This window comes from Pseudomonas fungipugnans, assembly GCF_029955235.1.
Taxonomy (GTDB): domain Bacteria; phylum Pseudomonadota; class Gammaproteobacteria; order Pseudomonadales; family Pseudomonadaceae; genus Aquipseudomonas; species Aquipseudomonas fungipugnans.
Map to the genome: position 1 here is coordinate 2448993 of NZ_JARBWL010000002.1, position 14986 is coordinate 2463978.

Sequence of the window (14986 nt, forward strand, 5' to 3'; positions counted from 1 at the left end):
ACTGCCTCGGTTGAAATTATCTGACCGGGAGTGGGGCATGGGCTGGGATCGGGCAACGCCATTTATCATTGATCTGGAAGTGGGTGCCGAGGACATCGACGGCCTGGGTCACGCGAACAACGCGGTGTACGTCACCTGGCTTGAGCGTTGTGCCTGGCGCCACTCTCAGCGCCTGGGTCTGGACCTGGTCGAGTACCGGCGGCTGGATCGGGCGATGGCGGTGGTGCGGCACGAGATCGACTATCTGGCGGCGGCTTACGAAGGCGATGAGTTGCAACTGGCGACCTGGATCGTCGATTGGGACCAGCGTTTGAAGATGACCCGGCATTTTCAGCTGATCCGTCCCAGCGACAACACCACGCTGCTGCGAGCGCAGACCACCTTTGTCTGTATCGAACTGTCCACCGGCAAGCCCAAGCGCATGCCGACGGAGTTCATCGAAGGCTATGGCCCGGCGTTGCAACTCCCGGTTTGACACCATCCTGTGGCGAGGGAGCTTGCTCCCGCTGGACGGCGCAGCAGGCCTGTTTTTTTGGCGGGAGAGGGTCGTTGCGCGACCTAGCGGGAGCAAGCTCCCTCGCCACAAAAGCATGCGCAAGTCTTCAGATCAATAATCCAGTAAACTGCCGCACGTTTTTCGTTGAGTGTGTTTTTCATGCAAATTGCCTTGGCACCCATGGAGGGGTTGGTCGACAACATCCTGCGGGACGTGCTTACCCGCGTCGGCGGTATCGATTGGTGCGTTACCGAGTTCATCCGGATCAACGACCAGTTGCTCACGCCTGCCTATTATCACAAGTTCGGCCCTGAACTGCTGACCGGCGCCCGCACCGCCTCGGGCGTGCCACTGCGCGTGCAACTGCTGGGTTCCGATCCGGTGTGCCTGGCGGAAAACGCCGCGCTGGCCTGCGAACTGGGCTCCGAGGTCATCGACCTGAACTTCGGTTGCCCGGCCAAGACCGTCAACAAGTCGCGCGGCGGCGCCGTCCTGCTTAAAGAGCCTGAACTGCTCAACGAAATCGTCGAACATGTCCGTCGCGCTGTGCCTGCGCATATCCCGGTCACCGCCAAGATGCGCCTGGGCTTCGACAGCCCGGACGGCGCGCTGGTCTGCGCCACGGCCTTGGCCGAAGGTGGCGCGGCGCACATCGTGGTCCATGCACGCACCAAGACCGATGGCTACAAGCCGCCAGCGCACTGGGAATGGATTCCGCGCGTGCAGGAGGTGGTCAAGGTCCCGGTATTCGCCAATGGCGACATCTGGAGCGTCGAAGACTGGCGTCGCTGCCGCGAAATCAGCGGCGTGGAAGACATCATGCTCGGTCGCGGCCTGGTCTCGCGCCCGGATCTGGCGCGACAAATCGCGGCGGCAAGGGCTGGCGAGGAAGTCGTCGAGATGACCTGGACCGAGCTGCTGCCGCTGATTCAGGACTTCTGGCTGCAAGCCAAGGCACAAATGACGGCGCGCCAATCGCCGGGCCGCTTGAAGCAGTGGCTGGCGATGCTGACCCGAAATTACCCGCAAGCGGTGGAGCTGTTTACCGTGCTGCGCAGGGAGACCGAGCTGGATCAGGTTTCGCGGTTGCTGGGTTTGCAGGTGGCTGAAGCAGCCTGAAAAAAATCTGAAAAAAGTCTCTTGAAATGCAATCAGCGGTCCCTATCTAAGGGATACGCGATGCCGAATTCGGGTCGCGGAGATAAAAAAACTTGCTGATTGTTTTCAGGAGATTTGAACCATGAGTACTGCATTTTCCCTCGCACCCCTGTTCCGTTCCTCGGTAGGTTTCGACCGTTTCAACGACCTGTTCGAAACCGCCCTGCGCAACGAACCAGGCAGCACCTACCCACCTTACAACGTCGAAAAACACGGTGACGATCAATACCGCATCGTTGTGGCGGCAGCCGGTTTCCAGGAAGAAGACCTGGACCTGCAAGTGGAGAAGGGTGTACTGACCGTCAGTGGCGGCAAGCGCGACACCAGCGAAGGCGTGACGTTCCTGCATCAAGGCATCGCCCAGCGCGCGTTCAAACTGTCATTCCGCTTGGCCGATCACATTGAGATCAAAGCCGCTGATTTGCGCAACGGCTTGCTCAGCATCGACCTGCTGCGTGTGGTGCCGGAAGAGGCAAAAGCCAAACGCATCCCGATCAACGGGGCGCAGAAGCCGGCTTTGCAACATTGAGTCATGTATGAAAAAAGCGCCACTCCAACTGGCTGTAGAGCGCTAAAACAGAGGCCCCGATCTGTCGGGGCCTTTTCATATGTGCTGTAAAATACGCCGCTCAGTTTGCCCGCCCAATCACGGCTCTTTACAATCCGCGCCAGCACGGCCAGCCCTCTCTTATTTCTGCTGGCCCCGGAGCCTTTTTCATGGACGAGATAGAACAGCGCTGGCTGTATGCGCTTTCTGCACCTTTGGTCGCGCTTAACCCCGATGCCGATTACACCGCCCCTACGTATTGCTTCGATCTCCAGCATGTCGATGTCGAGGACGGCTGGGGTATCACCACGCGGCCGCAACTGCTGGAGATGCTGCGCACTGCCGATAACGGCCACGCCAAGCAGTTGAACGAGGCCTACCGACAATGGGAGCGCTGCCTGCCGTCCGAATGGCAAGCGCTGGTCGAGACGCTCGATACCCGTCAGCGAGCTTTTCATGAGCTGGCCAGTCGCACCTTTGGTGAATGTGGCCCCGGCGGTATTCGTGCCTGGGACATAGGACGCATGGGCTTTCTATTGCGCGCCGCGGTGCTTCACGGCTGGATCGATCTGACTGAAAGCCTCTGGCTGCACGGCCGCATGGCGGCGCGCGCGCGGTATTACTACGACGACTGGACCACTTACCTCAACGCTTTCGTTATCGGCAAGGCGTTCTGGAGTTGCCTGGGCAACAGCGATGAACAACTGGCCCACGAATATGACCGCCAAGGCGCTTACGTGGGAAATACGGTCATCACCCGAAAAATTGACCGGGACGCCAAAGTGTTCTTCTCCGAGCTGCCATGGGACATGGCTCTGCACCTGCCGGAGCGTCCCGACACGTTAGGGGAGTTCGACTGGTCATGAGCTGCTGGATTCGCTTGGGCATCGAGCCCACCCAAGACAATGACGCCATTCGCAGCGCCTATCGTGCGCGTTTGCCGCAGCATCACCCCGAGACCGATCCGCAAGGCTTCCAGGCGCTGCGTGAAGCCTATGAAGTGGCGCTGCGCTACGCTCGCGAAGAGGACCTCGAAGAGACAGATGCCGGGGCAAGCGCCGCTGATCAGCTACTGGCTCATTTCGAAGCGCTGTTGCTCGACTCGACGCGACGCTTCAATCCAGATGCATGGCACGCTTTCAATCTGGAACTGGATCAGCAGTCGCTGGAAACACTGGATGAGGTGTGTTGGGCGCTGTTAAGGCAGTTGCTCGACGCCGGACCGGTTTCCCATACCTGCGTCCGGTTGCTGGCGCAGCGAATGGGCTGGGCGAACCGCATGCTCGATCTGGCGTTCGAGCATGCCCGGCAAGTCGATGAATTTCTTCAGCGAATCGCCGTGCCAGACCCGTTCGACACGTCGCTGATGACACATTGGCCGGTGGCCGCGCAACTGGAGTCGCTCTGGTACGTTCGCACGCTCGATTACCTGCATCGCAATGAACCGCTGGCTGATTTCCAGTACTTCGCCAGTCTTCATACCTGCGTGCCACTGCCCGCCGATGATGCGCTGCTACAACGGTTGGCCGTGCAGTTCACTCAGGCCTCAATTGCCAGCAAGTCCTTTCTCGAGCTGGTCTCCGAGCAGCATCGTCTGGCCCCTGACGACGTTGACTGGCTGTATCTGCTGGCGTGCCAGCGCAGCGCCTTGGGACTTGAAGAGCTGGCACTGCAAGCCTGGGTGCGACTGTGGCTGGAACACCAGCATCCGAAGGCCGCGACCTGGTTGCTGGAATTGTGTGCCCGTCATCAACCACTGCGTCTGCCTTTGTTGATTCAAGCTTTCGATCGTCTGGAAAATTTCCGGGCCTGGTCCGATGACCTCAATGATGTCTCTCAGGAATACGGCAGTCCATCACAACGTCCGGAAACCCTCGCCCGCTGGTTCAACGCCCGGCAACTCGATCTGGTGGGCATTGCCGACGCTTTTGTCGAGTGGCGCATCAATGGCGACGAATTGCCTTTGCTCGCGTGGCTGATGATCGAAGGTGAAGATCCGCAGCTGCAAACGCTGTATCAACATGCCTGGGCGCTGCACCGGGGCGACGTGCCGCTGTTGCAGCGTGTGATGGATGCGCCGCAAGCGTCTGATGTGCTCGATGAGTTGGTGCTGCAAGGGTTCAAATATCAGGCTGAACAGCAGCTCTGCTGGTTGACCCATGCGCCGATTCCATTGGCCCTGAAGGCCTTTCTCGACAGTCAAGCCGCGCAGCCGCTACTCGCACCCGAACTGCAAAAAGGTGAGCCCCGCGAACTTGCTCTGCTGTGGATGCGCCGTTTGCGGCCCTACGATGTGCTTGCGTTAACGCGGCTGGATGAGGCATTTGCGCCGGGCAAGCAGGGCGCGATGCTGGGTGGTGTACACCTGCAGGTCCAACTTGCTGAGCAAGGTTTGTTGTTACCGGCGATGACGGCGGACCTCGACGTCTGGGAATGGCATCGCCAAGCGTTGTATCTGTTGGCAACGCTTGCTGATCCGCAGCGTTGGCTCGGCGCGCAATCGGCCACCTGCGTGGATGCGATGAACATCCCGCGTGAACACCCACTGGCCCGCCTGCAACCACTGTTACGTCGCTTGAATCGTGAAGAGGGCTGCGCGAGTGGTTTGCTCGGTTGGTTGCAAGCCGAAGATCCGGTGCATGCGTTGCTTGCTCGCCAGTTGCTTGGCGTTCAGGAGGCGCTCGACAGTACCAAGCTGCTCGGCAATGACCGTTTGCTGGCGTGCATGCGCAGCGATATTCGTGCATTCGACGACGATTTGCTCGGGCGGATGTTGCTATGCGGCGTGCTCTATCAGGACCCTTTGATGGATGCCGAGCAACGTGGTTATTTGCTGGGGCGTATCAGCGGTGTCACTAACCCTGAAGACTGGTTCGACAAGTTTCGCGACAGCTTGATCAAAGGTGAACCCACACGTCCACCACGTTCGGCGCTGGAGGGCGAGGGAATCGACAGCGATGCGTTTTACCTTGCTCTCGATGCACTCAAGGGCCTGGCGCGTCATGGCGGTGCCGGCGTGCCACGCCGGAAAATGTTGCAGTGCATGCAGAAGGCCAAGGACTATCCGGCTCACGGGCTCGGCCTGCGCTTCGCACTGAGTGCCCTGCTGTCCTGGAGCGAGCGCCTGCTCCTGGCCAAAAGCGACACCCGCCCAGTGCCATCCTCGGCTTTCTGGCGCTTGGGCAGTCGATTGGGGCGCAAGGCCTTTATCGGCCAGGTGCTGGGATGTGTGCTGATCACTCCGGTCGTGGCACTGCTCAGCGGCACCGCGGTCTCCGGCTTCGCCATGTTGCTGTTGGGGGTCCTGTTGTTGCTCAGTGCGACCCTGCGTCGATTACACGACATGGGTCGGGGCATTCCCACGCTATTGATCATTGGATGCCTGACGCCGGTGTTGCCGTTTTTGCCGCTGCTGTTGTTCGGCTTCCCCGGTGACACACTGCCCAATCGCTATGGCGTGCCGCCGGACAGTGCTGATCAGGAAACGCTGCCCGGTGGTTTGCAGGCCACCTTGCGGCGGCTAAACGGCTAAAGGCGAAGTTGATCCAGCGCCTTGTTGAGCTCTGAGCGATGGCTGGCAATCTCCGCCGATTGCTGGCCAACGAGTACGGCAGTAAAGGCATCCAGCCATTCGGCAATTTGTTCACGGTCCCCACCCAGGCTTTGCATCCACGCCCGTTCCAGTCGCGCCAGCAAGGTGCGATTGGGCAATGCGTCGCGGGGGTGGATTTTCAGGGCAGTGAGCCGCTCATGACTGTTTTGCCGTGATTGCTGGTCGAGCCCGGTGGGGCTGCGATCAATGCTGTGGCTATGGCGTTCGCCACTGGCAAGCAGGGTCACATCGACTTCGAGCAAACCATTGATGTCGTAACTGAAGCGTACATCCAGGGCCTGGGTCTGGTCGCCGGGTGTCACGGGTACGTCAAAGGAGTCGATGAAAATGTTGTCCCGCACCCACGGTCGCTCACCTTGATAGACCGCTATGCGGATCATTGTCTGCTGGGGATGGGTGGTGAAAAATCGTTGCACCCGGGAGGTCGGGATGATGGTGTTACGCTCGATGATCGGCGAGAAGGCGCCACTGACATCTTCACCACGACTGGTCGAAATGCCCAATGTGTACGGGCAGACATCAGTCAGAATAAGTTCTTCAATTGCACTGTCCCGAGCCTTGCACGCAGCCTGAGTTGCGGCACCAAGCGCAACAATCGTGTCCGGGTCAAGGTGGCGGTAGGGCAGGCGGCCGAACAGCGTGGCCACCATTTGCTGCACGGCCGGCATACGCGTGGCGCCGCCAACCATGACCAGGCTGTCGAGGTCCCGGGGTTTCAACCGGGCATCGCGCAACGCTTGCTCGATGGGCGCGCGCAAGCGGGTCAGCAACGGTTCCCAGATTTTCAGCGCGCCCGCTTCATCCAGCGACCATTCGCGCAACGCGCCAGCACCGTTCCAGCTCAGGTGCTGCTTGCCTTCGCCGAGTTTGCATTTGAGTTGTTCCAACGCATCGCCAAGGCTGGCCAACCCCTGGGCGTCGATCATCTGCGGCGTGAGTTGCCAGTCTTTCAGGCAGGCTTGCAGCAACGCTTCAGTGAAGTCTTCGCCACCGAGGAAGTTGTCGCCGGTGGAGGCGTGCACCTCAATCAGCGGTAATGCGTATTCCAGCACCGTGACATCGAAGGTCCCGCCACCCAGGTCAAAAATCAGCGTGCGCTCGAACTTCTGCTCGTGCAGCCCGTATGCCATGGCGGCAGCGGTCGGTTCGTTGATCAGGCGCGACACCGTCAGCCCTGCCAGTTCGGCGGCAAACAGCGTGCGCTTGCGTTGTTCATCACTGAAGTAGGCCGGTACCGAAATGACTGCCTCGTGCACCGGATGGCCCAGCCAGACCTCGGCATCCTGCTTGAGAGAACCGATCACCAGCGCCGAGAGTTCTTCCGGGCTGAATGGCCGACCACCCAGTTCGAACAACTTGTCACTCCCCATGTATCGCTTGAACGCCGCTACCGTGCGCTCCGGATGAGTGGTCAGGCGGGCGCGTGCTGCCTTGCCCACCAAAATGCTGTCATCCTCGTCCAGGCTGACCACTGAAGGGGTCAGGACGTCGCCAAGTGCATTGGGAATCAACTGTGCCCGGCCTTCCTGCCAAACGGCAATCAGGCTGTTGGTAGTGCCAAGGTCGATACCCAGCAGGGCCGGGCGGGGGAGTTTTGCATCCTGCATGATTGATCTCTTTGAGACGGCGCAAAAAATCGCGACCCTACAGGCTGTAGAAAAAACTGGCAATTGGAGTGGCTGCTACCGGTCAGCTCTTGTGCTGTGTATTAGTTACAGGCTGTTGCATTGCCTATTTGAACAACTGCTCAAACGCCTCCACCGGCAACGGCCGGCTATGCAAATACCCCTGATACAAATGGCACCCCAGCCCCTGCAAAAACGCCAGCTGCTCAGGCGTTTCCACGCCTTCGGCAATCACTTCCAATTCCAGGCTGCGGGCCATGGCGACGATGGCGCGGATGATCTCGGCGTCGTTGGGGTCGGTGGTGGCGTCGCGCACGAACGACTGGTCGATTTTCAGGGTGTCCACCGGCAGGCGCTTGAGATAAGTCAGTGACGAATACCCGGTGCCGAAATCATCCATGGCGAAGCTCACGCCCAGGCGTTTGAGGCGGCGCATTTTGTTGATGGTGTCTTCCAGGTTCTGGATGACGATGCCTTCGGTGATTTCCAGTTTCAGCATCGAGCATGGCAGGCCGTGGCTGCTGAGGCTGTTTTCGATGCGCTCGACGAAGTCGTTCTGGCGGAACTGCCGTGGGCTGATGTTCACGCACAGGCTGAAGTGCTGCGGGTCCACCAGCTTCTTGGCGATCAGCTGTTTGAAGGCCTCGCAGGCTTCGTCGAGAATCCAGGTGCCGACCTCCAGAATCAGCCCGCTGTCTTCCAGCACCTTGATGAATTCGGTAGGCGATTGCGCGCCCAGTTCCGGGTGGTTCCAGCGCACCAGGGCTTCGGCGCCGATGATCCGGTTGCCGCGAGCGTCGATTTGCGGTTGGTAGTGCACGCTGAACTCACCACGGGACAGGGCCAGGCGCAGGTCGGTTTCCATGCGCAGCCGCTCGCTGGCGGCCTTTTGCATGGTGTTGTGGTACATCTGCGTGGTATTGCGTCCCGAATCCTTGGCCCGGTACAGCGCAATGTCGGCACGTTTGAGCAGGTCGGTGGGGGTCGAGCCGTGGTCGGGAATCAGCGCCACACCGATGCTCGGGGTGACTTGCAAGCGCTGGCCGTCGAGGAACATCGGCTCCGACAGCAGTTCGCGCAAAGTATCAGCGAGTTCGCGGACCTGAATGCTGACTTCATTGCGCGTGCCCTCCAGGCCGCTGAGCAACACCACGAACTCATCACCGCCCAGTCGCGCGACGGTGTCTTCCATGCGCACGCTGGCTTCGAGCCTGGCGGTAATGATCTTCAGCACCGTGTCGCCCACCGGGTGCCCGAGGGAGTCGTTGATGTGCTTGAAGTGATCGAGGTCGAGAAACAGCAGGGCGCCGCGCAGGTTGTGGCGTTTGAGCAGGGCGATCTGCTGGCTCAGGCGGTCCATCAGCAAGGCGCGGTTGGGCAGGTTGGTCAGTGGGTCGTGGTAGGCCAGGTGGCGAATCTGCGCCTCGGCATTTTTCAGCAGGCTGACGTCACGGGCGGTCATCAGCAGGCAGGCCGTTTCATTGAGGGTGATCGGTTCGATTGAGACTTCGACGGTCAACAGATCGCCGCGTTTGTTGCGCCCGAGCATTTCCTGATGGTGTACCCGGCCCTTGATCTGCAGTTCGGCCAGCAGTGCCGAACGCTGTTTTTCCTCGGCCCAGATGCCCACCTGATACACGGTGCGGCCAATCACTTCGTCGGCGCGGTAACCGGTCAGCCGGCAGAAACCGTCGTTGACCTCAAGGTAGCGCCCGGTATCGCGCTCGGTGATGGTGATGGCGTCAGGGCTGGAGTGAAACGCCTTGGCGAATTTCTCTTCGCTGGCCTTGAGCGCGGCTTCCGAGCGCTGTTGCTGGGTGATGTCGCGCAGGGTGGTGACGATGCACGGCTGGTTGCCGACGCTGATCTGCCGGCTGGAGATCACGCAGGTCAGCGATTGCCCGTTCTTGTGCTGGACGATGATCGCGACGTTGTTCAGGCCCTGTTCGCGAATGACCTGCTCGATGCGTTGCAGGCTTTTTGCCGACGCATCCCACAAGCCGATTTCATCAGCGCTATGGCCAATCACGTCGGCAGCGCTCCAGCCGAAGGTCTGGGTGAAGCTGGAATTGATCTCGATGAACTGGCCGCTGTCCTGGCGGGTGACACAGATCGGGTCCGGACTGACCTGGAACAGCGTGGCGAATTTCTCTTCCGACGCCACTAGCCGCTGCTCGCGCTCCACTTGATCGGTGATGTCCAGCAGCGTGCCGGCCATGCGCAACGGGTTGCCCTGTTCATCGCGGTAGAGCCGGGCGCGACTTTCCAGGTAGCGTGAGCTGCCATCGGACAATTGCACGCGGTACGTCAGCTGATAATTGCCCGCCGGGCCTTCACGCAGGCTGCGATAGGCGTTGCGCATGCTGTCGCGCTCTTCGCCTGGCACGCCTTCGAAGAATTCGTCGAATGACTCATGGAATGGCTTGGGTTCCAGCCCGTGCAGTTGCGCGGCCCGCGCCGAGCCATAGAGCATGCCGCTGGGAATGTGCCAGTCCCAGGTGCCCAATTGCGCCGAATCGAGGGCCAGGTCCAGGCGTTCCTGGCTGTCCTTGAGCGCATGTTCGGCGGCTTTGCGTTCGGTGGTGTCAAGAAAAGTGCTCAGCAGATACGGCTGGCCTTCGAGTTCAACCTTTTGTGCGCTGAGGATGCCGTCGTGCACCTGACCGTTGCTGGCGCGGAACTGCACCTCCATGCTGATCAGCTCACCCTTGGCCTTGGTCGCCTTGATCAACTGCGCCCGTTGCTCGGGATGCACCCAAAGCCCCAGTTCCAGGGTGGTGCGGCCAATAGCGCTTTGCACCGGCCAGCCGAACAGGCTTTCGAAATACTGATTGGCCTCGGTGATCAGGCCGTCTTCCTGGCGGGTCAGCAGCACCATGTTCGGGCTCAGGTGAAACAGCGTGGCGAAGCGTTTTTCCGAGCTGCTCAGCGCTTGTTCGCGCTGGCGCTGATGGGTGATTTCGCGAATCACCCCGATCATCCGCGGGCGGCCGTGTTTGTCCGGCAGCAGGCTGCCGTTGATTTCCAGCCAGTGCAGGCTACCGTCGGGCCAGCGAATGCGGTGGTGCATCGCCTGTTCCAGCGGCGCGCCGGCGATCACCTGATGGAAGGCGCGAATGGTTTTCGCCCGGTCTTCTGCGGGCAGCAGGTCGAGGTATTCCAGGTCCTCGGGCAGCGGTTGGCGCGGATCGAAGCCGAACAGGGCCTGCGTCCCCCGCGACCAACTGATCTGTCCGCGTTCAATGTCCCAGTACCACGCACCCAGGTGCGCGCCGTTCAAGGCCGCCAGCAACTGCGGAGCGCTTTCCCAGCTTTGCTCGGAGCGATGCGGGTCAGCGGCCTGAATGCGCGGCATGGGCGGAATTCGGTCAGCAGGTTTGGGCATTGGCAGCAGGCCTTGGGCTGAATAGGGCGTTAGGCACAGGTATTCACAGCTCTATAGGAGTAGCACAAGTTAGCCACGAGTCCCTGGCAGATCGAGTTGTGCATCCAGCAAAGCCATAAAGGCCCGTGCGGCATTCGACAGCGTCCGTTCGGTGTGCAAGATATAGCCTAGCTGGCGAGTGAGCTGTATGCCCGGCAAAGGGATGCGCGCCACCTGCTCATCCAGCATGGTGCGCGGCAGAACGCTCCAGGCCAGGCCGATCGAGACCATCATCTTTATGGTTTCCAGATAATTCGTACTCATGGCGATGTTCGGCGTCAGGCCCTGGGCCTCGAACAGACGCTGGACGATGTGGTGAGTAAAGGTATTGCCGCCGGGGAAAACCGCCGGGTGCGAGGCAATATCGGCCAGGCTGACCGCGCCGTTGCTGATCAATGCGTGTTCCGGCGCCACCACGAAATCCAGTGGGTCGTCCCACACCGGTGTGGCCTTGACCAGCGCATGCGGCTCCGGGGCCAGGGTGATGACCGCCAGTTCTGCGCGGCCATGGAGAATTTCTTCGTAGGCCACTTCCGAATCGAGGAACTGAATATCCAGCGCCACCTGTGGGTAACGGCGGGTGAACTCCCTTAATAAGGGTGGCAAGCGGTGCAGGCCGATGTGGTGACTGGTGGCCAGGGTCAGGCGGCCGCTGACTTCGCCGGTCAGATTGGTCAGGGCGCGGCGGGTGTCATCCAGCACGTTCAGAATCTGATAAGCCCGTGGCAGCAAGGCCCGGCCGGCTTCGGTCAGGCCGACTTCGCGACCGAGCCGATCAAACAGGCGCACCTTCAATTGCTGCTCCAGCCCGGCGATGCGCTTGCTGATCGCCGGCTGAGTCAGGTGCAGCCGTTCGCCCGCTCCGGAGAAGCTGCCGGTCTCGGCAATGGCGATAAACGCATTCAGGTTGGCCAGATCCATTTGTAGTATTCCAGTTGGTTATCCAAAGCATAAAAAATATGAATTTGAGTTATTTAATGTAACCCCCTAGGATCGACCTCACAAGCCAAGGGGTTATTGAATCGTTCAAAACCCACGGCATAGAAACAAGCTGATGAGGAACCGTCTGATGGCCGGTAAAACGCTTTACGACAAGCTCTGGGAATCTCACGAAGTAAAACGGCGCGACGATGGCTCGTCGCTGATTTACATCGACCGCCACATCATCCATGAAGTGACTTCGCCCCAAGCTTTCGAAGGCCTGCGCCTGGCCGGGCGCAAGCCTTGGCGTGTGGATTCGATCATCGCCACCCCGGACCACAACGTGCCGACCACCCCGGACCGCAAGGGCGGCATCGAAGCCATCACCGATCAGGTCTCGCGTCTGCAGGTTCAGACCCTCGATGACTACTGTGACGAATATGGCATCACTGAATTCAAGATGAATGACGTGCGTCAGGGCATCGTGCATGTGATCGGCCCTGAGCAGGGCGCGACCTTGCCGGGCATGACCGTGGTCTGCGGCGACTCGCACACCTCGACCCACGGCGCATTTGGCGCATTGGCCCACGGCATCGGCACTTCCGAGGTCGAACACGTGTTCGCCACGCAATGCCTGGTTGCCAAGAAAATGAAGAACATGCGGGTAGAAGTCGAAGGCCAATTGCCGTTCGGCGTGACCGCCAAGGACATCGTCCTCGCCGTCATCGGCAAGATCGGCACCGCCGGCGGTAACGGCCACGCCATCGAATTTGCCGGCAGCGCGATTCGCGATTTGTCGATCGAAGGCCGCATGACCATCTGCAACATGTCCATCGAGGCGGGCGCTCGCGTCGGTCTGGTGGCCGCCGATGAAAAAACCGTGGCCTACGTCAAGGGCCGTCCATTCGCCCCGAAAGGCGCGGACTGGGACAAAGCGGTCGAAGCCTGGAAAGACCTGGTTTCAGACGCCGACGCGGTGTTCGACACCGTGGTCAAGCTCGACGCGGCGCAAATCAAGCCACAAGTCAGCTGGGGCACGTCGCCCGAGATGGTGTTGGCTGTTGATCAGAACGTGCCGGACCCGGCGAAGGAAATGGACCTGGTCAAGCGGGGTTCCATCGAACGCGCCTTGAAATACATGGGGTTGAGCGCCAATCAGGCGATCACCGATATTCAGCTGGACCGCGTGTTCATCGGCTCCTGCACCAACTCGCGGATCGAAGACCTGCGCGCCGCGGCGGTGATCGCCAAGGGCCGCAAAGTGGCCTCGACCATCAAGCAGGCCATCGTGGTGCCGGGCTCGGGTCTGGTGAAGGCGCAAGCCGAGGCCGAAGGCCTGGACAAGATTTTCCTCGAAGCCGGTTTCGAGTGGCGTGAACCGGGCTGCTCGATGTGCCTGGCGATGAACCCGGACCGTTTGGAATCCGGCGAGCATTGCGCCTCGACCTCCAACCGCAACTTCGAAGGGCGTCAGGGCGCCGGTGGCCGTACGCACCTGGTGAGCCCGGCCATGGCCGCGGCGGCTGCCGTCAACGGTCGTTTCATCGACGTTCGCGAACTGATCTGAGGAACCGCACATGAGAGCTTTTACCCAACACACCGGTTTGGTCGCGCCATTGGACCGGGCCAACGTCGACACCGACCAGATCATTCCGAAGCAGTTTCTGAAGTCGATCAAACGCACCGGTTTTGGCCCGAACCTGTTTGACGAATGGCGTTACCTGGACGTGGGCTATGCCTATCAGGACAACTCCAAGCGTCCGCTGAACAAGGACTTCGTCCTCAACGCCGAGCGTTATCAGGGCGCCAGCGTGCTGTTGGCCCGCGAGAACTTCGGTTGCGGCTCCAGCCGTGAACATGCGCCGTGGGCGCTGGAAGAATATGGGTTTCGCAGCATCATCGCGCCGAGCTATGCCGACATCTTCTTCAACAACAGCTTCAAGAACGGTTTGCTGCCGATCATCCTCAGCGACGCCGAGGTGGATGAATTGTTCCAGCAGGTCGAAGCCAATCCGGGCTACGAGTTGAAAATCGACCTGCAAGCCCAGACCGTGACCCGGCCTGATGGCAAGGTCTACAACTTCGAACTGGACGAGTTCCGCAAGCATTGCCTGGTCAATGGTCTGGACGATATTGGTCTGACGTTGCAGGACGGCGATGCGATTGCGGCGTTTGAAACGAAGCACCGGGCGAGCCAGCCCTGGTTGTTTCGCGACGTTTGATTTGAGGTAGACAGGGCTGGCCTCATCGCAGGCAAGCCAGCGCCCACGTTTGAATTGCATTCTTCCATATGGATGCATTCCCCTGTGGGAGCCGGGCTTGCCCGCGATGGCGGCGGCACAGACAACACAGGTCTCAATAAGGAAGTCCCCCATGACCAGCACCGCCCAGCACACTCAGGTTGTCCAAAAGCAATTCGGTGAACAAGCGTCCGCTTATCTGAGCAGCGCCGTTCACGCCCAAGGCACCGAGTTCGCGCTGCTACAGGCCGAGCTGGCGGGGCAGGGTGGGGCGCGTGTGCTGGACCTGGGATGTGGCGCCGGTCACGTGAGTTTTCACGTTGCATCGCTGGTCAAGGAAGTGGTGGCTTACGACCTGTCGCAGCAGATGCTCGAAGTGGTCGCTGGCGCCGCCGTGGATCGCGGCCTGAGCAACGTCAGCACGGTACAGGGCGCTGCCGAGCGCCTGCCATTCGCCGATGGCGAATTCGATTTCGTCTTCAGCCGTTATTCGGCGCACCATTGGAGCGATCTCGGCGTGGCCTTGCGCGAAGTGCGCCGGGTACTCAAACCGGGCGGTGTGGCAGCGTTTATCGACGTATTGTCGCCGGGCAGTCCGCTGTTCGACACCTACTTGCAGAGCGTCGAAGTGCTGCGCGACACCAGTCACGTGCGAGATTATTCTGCCGGTGAGTGGTTGCGCCAGGTCAGCGAAGCGGGGCTGCATACCCGCAACACCACGCGCCAGCGCCTGCGTCTGGAGTACAACTCCTGGGTCGAGCGCATGCGTACGCCAGCAGTTATGCGCGCCGCGATCCGCGAGCTGCAGCAGTCGATGGGCAACGAAGTGCGCGAATATTTTGAGATTGAGGCCGATGGTTCGTTCAGTACAGATGTGCTGGTGCTGATGGCTGAACGATAAACGCCAATCGATAGACTTTTTCCGGGCGCGCCCCACGGGCGCACCGACTGATGACATGAGG

At 60.4% G+C, this 14986-nt stretch carries 11 protein-coding genes; 8 read left to right on the plus strand and 3 right to left on the minus strand.

Annotation, left to right across the window (positions count from 1 at the left end):
* The first annotated feature begins 37 nt into the window (after window positions 1-37).
* The 5 genes from POF45_RS26335 to POF45_RS26355 all read left to right on the plus strand — a co-directional run bounded on the left by POF45_RS26335 (window position 38) and on the right by POF45_RS26355 (window position 5733).
* Complete coding sequence (locus POF45_RS26335; RefSeq protein ID WP_259501706.1) at window positions 38-475, plus strand: acyl-CoA thioesterase; 438 nt, start codon at window positions 38-40, stop codon at window positions 473-475.
* Window positions 476-655: 180 nt separating this feature from the next.
* Window positions 656-1615 carry a tRNA dihydrouridine synthase gene (locus POF45_RS26340; protein WP_282317059.1) on the plus strand — a complete coding sequence of 320 codons (960 nt, stop codon included), beginning with the start codon at window positions 656-658 and terminating at the stop codon, window positions 1613-1615.
* A 121-nt stretch (window positions 1616-1736) separates the two neighbouring features.
* Window positions 1737-2183 carry an Hsp20 family protein gene (locus tag POF45_RS26345; RefSeq protein WP_259501713.1) on the plus strand — a complete coding sequence of 149 codons (447 nt, stop codon included), beginning with the start codon at window positions 1737-1739 and terminating at the stop codon, window positions 2181-2183.
* 188 nt (window positions 2184-2371) lie between these two features.
* Window positions 2372-3067: a DUF1266 domain-containing protein gene (locus tag POF45_RS26350; RefSeq protein WP_282317060.1), complete on the plus strand. Its 696-nt coding sequence runs from the start codon at window positions 2372-2374 to the stop codon at window positions 3065-3067.
* Window positions 3064-5733, plus strand: coding sequence for a J domain-containing protein (locus tag POF45_RS26355; protein WP_282317061.1), 2670 nt, complete (start codon window positions 3064-3066; stop codon window positions 5731-5733). Before POF45_RS26350 ends, POF45_RS26355 begins: the two co-directional genes overlap by 4 nt.
* On the opposite strand, the gene POF45_RS26360 is transcribed toward POF45_RS26355, so the two are convergent.
* The 3 genes from POF45_RS26360 to POF45_RS26370 form a co-directional block, all read right to left on the minus strand.
* Window positions 5730-7421: a molecular chaperone HscC gene (locus tag POF45_RS26360; RefSeq protein ID WP_259501726.1), complete on the minus strand. Its 1692-nt coding sequence runs from the start codon at window positions 7419-7421 to the stop codon at window positions 5730-5732. The genes POF45_RS26355 and POF45_RS26360 overlap by 4 nt on opposite strands.
* Before the next feature lie 124 nt (window positions 7422-7545).
* The gene (locus POF45_RS26365; protein ID WP_282317062.1) at window positions 7546-10824 is read right to left on the minus strand and encodes a PAS domain S-box protein; all 3279 of its coding nucleotides are present in this window, start codon (window positions 10822-10824) and stop codon (window positions 7546-7548) included.
* A 69-nt stretch (window positions 10825-10893) separates the two neighbouring features.
* On the minus strand, window positions 10894-11784 hold the full coding sequence (locus POF45_RS26370; RefSeq protein ID WP_259501731.1) for a LysR family transcriptional regulator: 891 nt from the start codon (window positions 11782-11784) through the stop codon (window positions 10894-10896).
* Between the two features lie 148 nt (window positions 11785-11932).
* Here POF45_RS26370 and leuC point away from each other — a divergent pair, with 148 nt between their 5' ends.
* The 3 genes from leuC (at window position 11933) to POF45_RS26385 (ending at window position 14925) form a co-directional block, all read left to right on the plus strand.
* The gene (gene leuC / locus POF45_RS26375; RefSeq protein ID WP_282317064.1) at window positions 11933-13351 is read left to right on the plus strand and encodes a 3-isopropylmalate dehydratase large subunit; all 1419 of its coding nucleotides are present in this window, start codon (window positions 11933-11935) and stop codon (window positions 13349-13351) included.
* A gap of 10 nt (window positions 13352-13361) precedes the next feature.
* The gene (gene leuD, locus POF45_RS26380; protein WP_282317065.1) at window positions 13362-14006 is read left to right on the plus strand and encodes a 3-isopropylmalate dehydratase small subunit; all 645 of its coding nucleotides are present in this window, start codon (window positions 13362-13364) and stop codon (window positions 14004-14006) included.
* Between the two features lie 151 nt (window positions 14007-14157).
* Window positions 14158-14925, plus strand: a complete 768-nt coding sequence (locus POF45_RS26385) for a class I SAM-dependent methyltransferase (protein ID WP_282317066.1) — start codon at window positions 14158-14160, stop codon at window positions 14923-14925.
* Window positions 14926-14986 lie beyond the last annotated feature (61 nt).